The sequence below is a fragment of the uncultured Campylobacter sp. genome (assembly GCF_938045625.1).
In the GTDB taxonomy this organism is placed as follows: Bacteria; Campylobacterota; Campylobacteria; order Campylobacterales; family Campylobacteraceae; genus Campylobacter_A.
Genome location: NZ_CALIAV010000026.1, coordinates 1 through 2,455, shown reverse-complemented (window position 1 = coordinate 2,455; position 2,455 = coordinate 1). Strand labels below are relative to the sequence as shown.

The window sequence follows — 2,455 nt, the reverse complement described above, 5'->3', positions numbered from 1 at the left end:
AAGCGACCGAGGGCAAGGGCATCAATATCTACACCCACTCCGAGATGCTTCCTGCACACGGCTATCCACAGCTTCGCAAGTATCCGCACCTAAAGGGCAACGTCGGCAAGGCGTGGTTCGATCAGACCAAGCTTTTTAACGAGTTTAAAGGCGCGATTTTGATGACAACAAACTGCATCGTGCCGCTTCGCTCCTCCTGTAGCTACGCAGACAGGCTCTTTGGCTACTCTATCGCGGGTACCGACGGCGTCAAACATATCCAAAACGACGATTTTACGCCGCTTATCGAGTGCGCGCTTGCATGCGGCGACGTGAGTATGGATAGCGGCGAGAGCTTGGTGACGGGCGGACACTATAAGACGATTTTAAGCCTCGCGCCGCAAATTTTAGATGCGATCAAATCGGGCAAAATCCGCCGCTTTTTCGTCATCGCGGGCTGCGACGCGCCGGGCAAAGGACGCGAGTATTACCGCGAGCTAGCGCTTAGCCTGCCGAAAGACTGCGTGATTTTGACCTCCAGCTGCGGCAAATTCCGCTTTAACGACGTGGATTTTGGAACCGTGCCCGGCACCGAGCTTCCGCGCTATATCGACCTAGGTCAGTGCAACGACAGCAACGGCGCGGTCAAGATCGCTCTGGCGCTTAGCAAGGCTACTGGCATCGCGGTAAACGACCTGCCGGTCTCGATCGTACTGATGTGGATGGAGCAAAAGGCGGTCATCATCCTACTTGCGCTATTTAGCCTGGGCATTAAGAATATAAACGTAGGCCCTACGGTGCCTGAGTTTTTCAACGATGAAATTTTGGGCTTTTTGGTGCAAAATTTCGGCCTTCGCCTAATCAGCGGCGACGCGCAGGCGGACCTGAAATACTTCCTGGGCGAATAACCGTCGCTTGGGCAATCTTTGCGGGTGCGCGAATGCTGCATAAAACGGCGCGCGGAATTTCTCGCGATTTCTCGCGCCCGTAATCCGCTTCCGCTCGCTAAATTTTAAAATTTCGGCGGGCGACAAATTTCGTTTTACAACACGAGTATTACATAGTCTTTGCTTAATAAAAAGCGATCTTAACCACCAAACCTACAACTTAAACAAAAATACCCGCTCGCCTTAACAATAAGATAACTTTAGTAAAAACAGAATTTGCAAATTTGACATACTCGCCAAATTTAGTTTTTTGTACGGTTATCGTAATCCTTGTTTTTTAAATTTGACTAGCTTGCGTCATCCGTAAATTTGGCTATCTTTTTGATAAAGTTTTCCCACGACCATGCTATATTTTTCGGCTATTTTTAAAGAATTCATCTGAGTACGGATTGAAATTTATTGCTTACCCGCTAACCCCACGCTAGCGCTTTATAAACCTTTTAAACCAAATTTGGCCGTACCGTAAACTGCGCCAAATGTTATAGCATTGCAGTTGGATATTGTTTTGGGATTATATCGTTTGATTTATGGGAGTCTAGGCATAAATTTGCAAAAATACGTCATCCTATTTTTGCTTCATTCCTTAAATTTATGCCACGTATTTTATTAAACTAACTTTTTAACCCCATTCTAACGCGATTTATGCAGGTAAGCACAAGCAAAAGCGCCACCGCGTAAAGCGTCCAACTAAACCATGTGGGCAGCTGACCAAATACCGCATATATAGTGCCTATAAGCCCGAATACGAATGCGCGATCGCTCTTACCCATAGGTCCATCGTAACACCTACCGCTACCGTGCACCTGCCCAAGAACTCCTAAAAACTCGCTCATAAAAGATAAAAAAATAACGAGCGAGATAACGCCCCAGCCAAAAGGCGCCACAAAAGCAAACGGAATATAAAGAGCGGCATCAGAGATGACGTCGGTAGCTTCGTTTAGATAACCTCCTAGCTTCGTTTTTTGATTAAATTCACGAGCCAGCATACCGTCGATAGCGTTTAAGGCCATACGTAAAAACATCCAAACTGGTAGAAGAAAAAATAGAGTGTAGACGTCGGCAAATTTGATTAGTAGTGCACCTAGTAAAATAGACAAAACGCAGGCTGCTAATGTGACTTGATTTGCCGTAACGCCCGCGCCATAAAGGCGTCTTACTAGGGGACGAAGTAGGTTTTGGAATTTGGGTTTTAGCTCGTAAATACTCATGATGCTCCAAATAATTTTAATTTAGTATTTTCCCTAAAAAATACTTGGATAAAGTTTAATGAAGATTTGTGTGTATTTTTTAACGCCCCACTTAATTCTTTGCATTTATTTAGTCTATAGGACTTTATAGCAAATAAGATAAATCAATATTAGCTGCTGACATTTTCATAAAAATAAATCAAGATCGTATATGGACACAAATGTTTAAATTTCCGAACTTCAATAACACCTTTTCTATATTGCTATTAGTCAAAAACACAAATTTCTAAAACCAAAAACAAATTTACAAAAACAGATAACATATCGCAAGAGAACTAAAGC

2 protein-coding genes are annotated in these 2,455 nt (G+C 43.8%); one reads left to right on the top strand and one right to left on the bottom strand.

Features of this window, described 5'->3' with window-relative positions:
- Window positions 1-887: hydroxylamine reductase (gene hcp / locus Q0386_RS02645; RefSeq protein ID WP_299026690.1), on the top strand; the 887-nt coding region annotated here is incomplete at its 5' end.
- A 650-nt stretch (window positions 888-1,537) separates the two neighbouring features.
- Here the strand turns inward: hcp and Q0386_RS02640 are convergent.
- Entirely contained in the window at window positions 1,538-2,134 is a 597-nt protein-coding gene (locus Q0386_RS02640) for a CDP-alcohol phosphatidyltransferase family protein (RefSeq protein WP_299026688.1), read from the bottom strand.
- Between the last annotated feature and the right edge of the window lie 321 nt (window positions 2,135-2,455).

Coding starts and splice junctions, on each gene's coding strand:
- Q0386_RS02640 (WP_299026688.1), bottom strand. CDS start 2,134: ATGAGTATTTACGAGCTAAAACCCAAATTCCAAAACCTACTTCGTCCC.